This window comes from Phormidesmis priestleyi BC1401 (assembly GCF_001650195.1).
Classification (GTDB): Bacteria; Cyanobacteriota; Cyanobacteriia; order Leptolyngbyales; family Leptolyngbyaceae; genus Phormidesmis_A; species Phormidesmis_A priestleyi_B.
The window spans coordinates 1-6,642 of sequence record NZ_LXYR01000107.1 but is presented as its reverse complement, the minus strand read 5'-3'; the positions used below and the strand labels follow the sequence as shown (position 1 = coordinate 6,642).

Here is a 6,642-nt window from a genome sequence, read left to right as displayed (position 1 = left end):
ATGGATCAAAGTACCACGAAGGAAATCCTGCATACCCTTCATCGGGCTGTTGGAAGCCTACCCTGTAATCTTTGATTCAGGGTAGGAGTATGTCACTCAGCCCGGAAGCCATCCGTCCGACCGCAAACCTCTATGGATTTGGGTTGCCAGAGATGATTCCTGCTTTCCCACTGCCCTTGAAGCTGGAAGATGGGGACGCGATCGTCGATCTGCAAGCGATTCTGATGGGGGTCTACGATCGCGGCAGTTACGATCTACGCATCGATTATCGTCGTCCCGTTCCTCCCCCCGCCTTATCTAGCGTGGATCAGCAGTGGGTCGATGAATTGCTTGCCCCGCTGCGGAGTCAGTAATGCCAAAACCGTTGCCTGAAAAGTATCGCTTGTGCGCGAAGTTACCTGAGTGTGCGATCGCAACTGACTCGCGCCGGGGACGCGATCGTGCGTCTAGCTCAACTCGTTCAAAACCGCGCTTGCCAAGACGTTACGAGACCAAAACGCGGTGCCAGAAGCGTTAGAAATTGCCCAAGCCGGACTGTCGTTGCCGGGGCACTGTGGCTATGATTTCGCAATATGGACGAGTGACCTGGCGCAAGGCTTGGGTCAGCCGGGTCTGGCTTTGAGAGCAAGCACGATCGCGTTCAACGTTGCCATCGCCAGACTAACCGACTTTAGATGAGGGCGCATCAGAGACTCCTTTGAGAGAAAATCCTTACCGAGTAATTTATCTCTCTGAGCGATCGAACCTTATGCAATCCCACAATGTTTACAAGATTGACGACAGATTGGAAGCGCGATCGAGCTTTGAATCGATCTGCTGATACACTGAGGCAGCGACACTCCAGATATCGCATGAGCTTTGACAATCTCTGCAAACTCCTGGCAGAAAAACACCCTCAACGCTTTGCCATCTGGATTTTGGGCAAAGAACTCGACACGATCGAAGTCCTCAAAACCGAGTTGAGCATCGAACCCATTCGCGCCGACTCTGTAACCTTTCTGCAAACCACTGGGCGCATCCTCCATTTGGAATTTCAAACCCAGTGGCAATCCAATCCACCCATGCCTCTACGCCTGCTTGATTATTGGGTCAGGCTGCATCGACTCTATCGATCGCCCGTCACGCAAGTGGTCGTCCTTCTCCTCCCTCCCAGTGAAGAAACCCCGATCGAAACCGCCTTCGAGTTAGAATCTACACGCCACGAATATCAAGTGGTGAAAATGTGGGAGCAAGACCCAGAGAGATTTCTCAACGATCCCGCTTTGTTGCCCCTTGCCACTCTCACCCAGACTCAAAACCCAAGCCAACTGCTTAACCAGGTCGCTCAACAAGTCGCTGAAATTGACGAAGCGGACGATCGCCAAGAAATTTCTGCCTACGTGCAACTGATGGCAGGGTTAAAATACGATAAGAACGAAGTCCGTCGTATCTTCCGGGAGGGAATTATGCGAGAGTCTGTGATTTACCAAGAAATCTGGCAAGAAGGCGAACAAGTCGGCGAACAGCGTGGCGAACAAATCGGCGAACAGCGTGGACGATCGGAGGTTGCCCGAAATTTACTGCTCGAAGGGATGGATGTTGAAGCGATCGCTCGTGTGACTGGGTTGTCGATCGAGCAGATCCAGCAACTTCAAACGACACAGCATTCATAGAAGATGATACGAGAGTCGTTGATTGACCAGAAGATTTGGCAAGAAGATAAACATCTTGGACATTTGTAGGATGTAAGGTCTGCCATTCCCTATCGCGTTGCCACCAACTGCAACAACTCCTGTTTCGCCTGTTTCGCCTCTTGATTATTTGGATTGATCCTTAGCGATTCATCCGGAGATGCGATCGCGTCTTTATAGCGTTCCAGATTCCACAACGCCATTGCTTTGTTAAACCACGCCCACTCACTTTTTGGCGCAATCTTGATCACTTGGTCGTAGGATGCGATCGCCTGTTCATATCGCTCCAGTCCAAATAGCGCATTGCTCTGTTTCAACGCCTGATCATAAGCAGCCAGCGCCTTGTCGGGCTGTTCATTATCATCTAACGCATTGCCCAACCCAATCCAAGCCCCAACTGCATTCGGATTCAGTTTCGTTGCTTGTTGAAAGGCAGCGTTGCGAAGCAGTTCCCCTTTGGGGTAAACGCCTCTGGAGATCGTTCCAGGTCATACAGTGCATAGCCCTTGCCAATCCACGCGTTCACATAACTTGCATCCGCATTGAGAGCCTTTTCAAACAGCACCAAGGCTTCTGCGGGTTTGCCTCCTGCACCAAGTCGCTGCTTACCTTCCTCAAACCATCGCTCAACTTGGTCTGTTTGTCCTACTTGTCGAGTTCGGTTCTCAGACGCAATTAGTAGACGAGGCGAATTAGCTTGAGCAGCAGACATTCCGATCAGGGGCATCATGCTTGCAAGGAGAGACAGACAGGCAGTAAATCCAAGTTTTTTGAGTCGCATGATTAGAGTTCCTCAACGCTTTCAAGAAGTCATCTCTCTAGCAGTTGAAGCATATGCAATATCAGAACTCGTGTTCAAAAATGGGACGGCTACTCTTTAACGACAGTTGCAAGACCCTAAATCGTGATGACAACTTTCCCGATCGTGTGTTCGGCTTCGCTATACTCGTGAGCGGCAGCAATGTCGGAGAGGGGATAGGTGCGATCGATGACCGAGCGAAGTTTGCCTAATTCAATTTGTTCAGCAAGGTAAGCTAAATCAGATCCCTTCGATCGCAGCAATATTACTTTGTACTTTTGACCTGGTAAAAACGCGGTAAGAAAACTCTGAAGATAGTTGCTAGGGTAAGGTTGGGTCGTGATGTAAACGCCGTTGGGCTGCAACACAGATTTGCACTCTGCCAGTGAGCGATTGCCAACGACATCAAACACAATATCGTAATGGCTAGAGCCTTGGGTGAAATCTTGTTGAGTATAGTCGATAACCCGATCGGCTCCCAGACTCTTCATCAAGCCTCCGTTCTTGAGGCTGCAAACGGCAGTCACCTCTGCGGCTCCCAAGATTTTGGCAAGCTGCACCGCATAGGTTCCGACTCCGCCTGATGCGCCATTGATTAATACCGTTTGCCCCACGTCTAGTTTGCCTTCATCCCGCAGCGCTTGCAGAGCCGTCATCGCCGCGAGGGGCACGGCAGCCGCCTCTTCATAAGTCATAGTCGTCGGTTTGAGGGCGGCAACCGTTTCAGACACTGCCGCATAGTCTGCATAAGCGCCTCCGGTGATCTGATCGAGTCGTGCATAAATCTGATCGCCTCGCTGAAATCGAGTCACTGCTTCGCCCACTTCTACGACTTCTCCGGCAACATCAAATCCCAACACCATCGGGAACCGATTGCCTGTAATCAGCTTGAGCTTGCCTTGGCGCATTTTCCAGTCGATCGGGTTGACGCTAGAAGCATGAACCTTGACCAGCAGTTGATGACGCTCGATCGCGGGTCGCTCAAGGTCTGTGTACTGGAACACATTCGGGGCACCATAGCGGTGAATCAGGGCAGCTTTCATCAGCATCTCTCAAGTTGAAGGATTCAGACCCACTCGGATTAGAGTTTCGGGCAGCGCTCGTCTAGTAGTTGCCGAGATCTGTCTGTTGCATTCAGTTGTACCAGCGTGAGGGGTAAAGTAAACCTTTCCCTAGACAGACGATTAGTTCACCAGACCATTTGCTAGCGTTCTCAGATGCTCCGAGCCTAGTGAAGGAGTGAGCGCTCCTTAGCATTGTCTTATCTGGCAAAGAGATAGGGTATGTCAATACTGCACCAAGTCTTAGGAAACATCGCTTCAATGGCATCTGGGAAGCCCGTCCGTCCATCACAGCAGGCGGTAAAGATATCTTTGAGTCCGCGATTCTGAAGTTCAGTTATGCTTGGATATCTCGCACGCTCATCCCACGGGAATCAAGGGACGAAATCTTGTTGTCAGCGTCCAGCTCCGAAGAAGGGTTTCCCTCCGTAGGGAACTGAGTCAGAAGGGGACGGTGCTAGAAAAGCCATTGAGTGCATCTTGAGAAAGACGGAATTTGCGTGATAGGGTGTCAAAATAGCGATCGAGATTCGTAAAAGGTTAGTCGTATGACGGTTGGAATTTGGGTGTTGGGCGATCAGCTTTGGGCAGGGCAATCAGCACTACAAAGCTGCGATCGCGTTGCAGTTCCCCCTGGGGGTCATCGCACTCAATCAACGCCTGTCATTTTTATCGAATCGCTGCATCATGCTCAAGAGTTGCCTTACCATTTGCAAAAGTTGGTGATGGTGTGGTCGGCAATGCGCCACTTTGCTGACGAGTTGCGTCAAGACGGTTGGGAGGTCACTTACAAGCAGGATGTAGACTTCAAAACGCCCCTATTAGCGTGGATTGAGCAGCATCAGATCACCGAGTTACGGGTGATGACTCCCACCGATCGTCCCTTTGCCAATTTGATCGAACACTTGGATCTGCCGTGCCCGATTACTCTCACTCCCAGCAATCGATTTATCTGGAACGATCAAGCGTTAATTGACTGGGCAAATTCTCGTAAACGCCTTGTGATGGAAGATTTTTATCGCGAAGGACGGCGACGATTTAACGTGTTGATGGAAGGCGACCAACCGATCACGGGTCGCTGGAATTTTGACAAAGAAAACCGTAAACCGCCCAAAGGCAAACTCACGTTGCCCGAAGCACTGTGGTTCAAACCCGATCGCATCACGCAAGAAGTCATTGATTGGATCAAAGAATCTCCCGCATTTCAAGATAGCCAACACTACTGGCAGATCGAGCCATTTCTGTGGGGGGTGACGCGACAGCAAGCCCTCCAGGTGCTCGAATTCTTTGTGCAGACTCGGCTCTCAGAATTTGGTCCTTATCAAGACGCAATGGTGACAGGCGAACAAACCCTGTGGCACGCCATGCTGTCTCCTTATCTAAATTTAGGATTGCTTCACCCCTTAGAAGTGTTAGAAGCGGCTGAACAAGCCTATTATCAAAACCAAAGTGAATGGGAACTGAACAGCGTTGAAGGATTTGTGCGACAGATTTTAGGCTGGCGTGAATATATGCACGGCATCTATCTGCACATGGGCGAAGACTATCCCAGTCTCAACTACTTCAATCACACTCAACCATTGCCGGGATTCTATTTTACGGGTGACACTCAGATGAATTGTTTGCATCAGGTGATCACTCAAGTTAAAGAAACGGGATATGCCCATCACATTCAACGCTTAATGGTGTTGAGCAACTTTGGACTGATCGCTGGAGTCTCACCCCAAGAGTTGCAAGACTGGTTTCACACGGCGTTTATTGACGGCTATGACTGGGTGATGCAAACCAATGTCATTGGTATGGGGCAATTTGCAGACGGCGGGTTAATGGCATCTAAACCCTATGCGTCTTCAGCAAACTACATCAACAATATGAGTGATTATTGCAAGAACTGCACGTACGATCGCCGCGATCGCATCGGTGAAAATGCCTGTCCCTTCAACTTCTTTTACTGGGATTTTCTCGATCGCCATCAGGATAAATTAAAAAAGAATCACCGCATGGGTCAGATTATGTTCAATCTGGCACGCTTCTCTGAAGAAGAACGTCAACTGATTCGTCAAAAAGCCAACGAATGGCGTGCTGCCCACCAGCAAACTGAGTATCCCCTACCTTCAAGCTCCCCAGATGGAAAGGCTCACCCAACTACGCAACCAATCTCTCGATCTCACTAATCGGGTTCTACCTGATCTTGCCCAGCAGCGACGCTTTCTGATTCGATTCAACCACTGCTTTCAACGCATTGTGTTAGACAACTTATTTAATGGCTGCTGGTATGACGTGCTGAACCGTCGTGAACCAGTTCTGTCGCAAACTTTTTAAAGTGACAAACGATCTGTACCAATTGTATTTTCTTAAGCGCTCACTCCAAAAAGTTCTTTGATGAACTTCATTTGAGACCCACTGTCCCTTTGACTGATTCCTTTCACTTGTCCTTTTCTGATCATCCTTATCGCTTCAATGCACGTTTAGCAAGATGATTTCTGGCAAAAAGTGTCGCTACTTAAACAAGGATTGGGAAGTCATTTAGCATAAGTTCGGAGAAAAATGAGCCTCCTCACCCTACCATTCTTGCGACATAACCAGATTAGTACCCTCGTGGGCGTGGCTCCGCTCAATCGCGATAGTGGACAGATGCAGGGTAAGCGCACGATCTTTGGGGGTCGCAGTTGCAGTTCGACAGATGCTCTACATGGCAACTTTAGTCGCGGTGCGCCGTAATCCAGTCCTTCAAGCTATGACCCATTGCTCAAGCGAGGTAAACCCGTCAAGGTCGCTCTGGGTGCCTGTATGCACAAACTCTTAACGATCCTCAATGCCCTGACTAAAAATGGTACAAACTGGCAACCTCCGAAACAATTTGCTGCACAACCAGCATCATCGCCCTGACATTCAAGATAATCGCTTCTCTCCAGCTTGGGTGAAGGGGTTGGGGGATGAGGGCATCTTCAGACTTTTGCAAGAAGTTTAATGGGTCAGAAGCTTTGAATCTTAGATGGTCAAAGCTCCTGACTACTCATGCTTTACGCTGACATTAACTGCTGAATTCGCTCTGGCTCCTCGCCTAACCAATCAGGATTTTGAGCAGTGCCATCGAAGATTGATGAGGTTT

Annotated in this window: 8 protein-coding genes and 2 pseudogenes; 6 read left to right on the top strand and 4 right to left on the bottom strand. The window is 49.5% G+C overall.

The window, feature by feature from the left end; genetic code table 11:
- Positions 1-89 precede the first annotated feature (89 nt).
- From A8707_RS25150 to A8707_RS25145, 3 genes are all read left to right on the top strand, one after another.
- Positions 90-353: a DUF4058 family protein gene (locus A8707_RS25150; protein WP_068820067.1), complete on the top strand. Its 264-nt coding sequence runs from the start codon at positions 90-92 to the stop codon at positions 351-353.
- 148 nt (positions 354-501) lie between these two features.
- Positions 502-678, top strand: a complete 177-nt coding sequence (locus A8707_RS28700) for a hypothetical protein (RefSeq protein ID WP_156518874.1) — start codon at positions 502-504, stop codon at positions 676-678.
- A 173-nt stretch (positions 679-851) separates the two neighbouring features.
- Positions 852-1,652, top strand: coding sequence for an Rpn family recombination-promoting nuclease/putative transposase (locus tag A8707_RS25145; protein ID WP_068820065.1), 801 nt, complete (start codon positions 852-854; stop codon positions 1,650-1,652).
- A gap of 89 nt (positions 1,653-1,741) precedes the next feature.
- Here A8707_RS25145 and A8707_RS25140 read toward each other — a convergent pair whose 3' ends face one another.
- From A8707_RS25140 to A8707_RS28695, 4 genes and pseudogenes are all read right to left on the bottom strand, one after another.
- Positions 1,742-2,050: a tetratricopeptide repeat protein gene (locus tag A8707_RS25140; RefSeq protein ID WP_068820063.1), complete on the bottom strand. Its 309-nt coding sequence runs from the start codon at positions 2,048-2,050 to the stop codon at positions 1,742-1,744.
- 29 nt (positions 2,051-2,079) lie between these two features.
- Positions 2,080-2,451: a hypothetical protein gene (locus A8707_RS25135; protein WP_068820060.1), complete on the bottom strand. Its 372-nt coding sequence runs from the start codon at positions 2,449-2,451 to the stop codon at positions 2,080-2,082.
- A 116-nt stretch (positions 2,452-2,567) separates the two neighbouring features.
- Positions 2,568-3,512: an NAD(P)-dependent alcohol dehydrogenase gene (locus A8707_RS25130; RefSeq protein WP_068820069.1), complete on the bottom strand. Its 945-nt coding sequence runs from the start codon at positions 3,510-3,512 to the stop codon at positions 2,568-2,570.
- Between the two features lie 257 nt (positions 3,513-3,769).
- Positions 3,770-3,871 (bottom strand): annotated as a pseudogene (locus A8707_RS28695) (transposase); the annotation flags it as partial.
- 207 nt (positions 3,872-4,078) lie between these two features.
- Here A8707_RS28695 and A8707_RS25125 point away from each other — a divergent pair.
- From A8707_RS25125 to A8707_RS28685, 3 genes and pseudogenes are all read left to right on the top strand, one after another.
- Positions 4,079-5,704 carry a cryptochrome/photolyase family protein gene (locus A8707_RS25125; protein ID WP_082906504.1) on the top strand — a complete coding sequence of 542 codons (1,626 nt, stop codon included), beginning with the start codon at positions 4,079-4,081 and terminating at the stop codon, positions 5,702-5,704.
- A gap of 409 nt (positions 5,705-6,113) precedes the next feature.
- A pseudogene (locus tag A8707_RS30015) lies at positions 6,114-6,419 on the top strand (transposase); the annotation flags it as partial.
- On the top strand, positions 6,361-6,501 hold the full coding sequence (locus tag A8707_RS28685; protein WP_156518872.1) for a hypothetical protein: 141 nt from the start codon (positions 6,361-6,363) through the stop codon (positions 6,499-6,501). The pseudogene A8707_RS30015 and the gene A8707_RS28685, both read left to right, overlap by 59 nt.
- Positions 6,502-6,642: the final 141 nt, after the last annotated feature.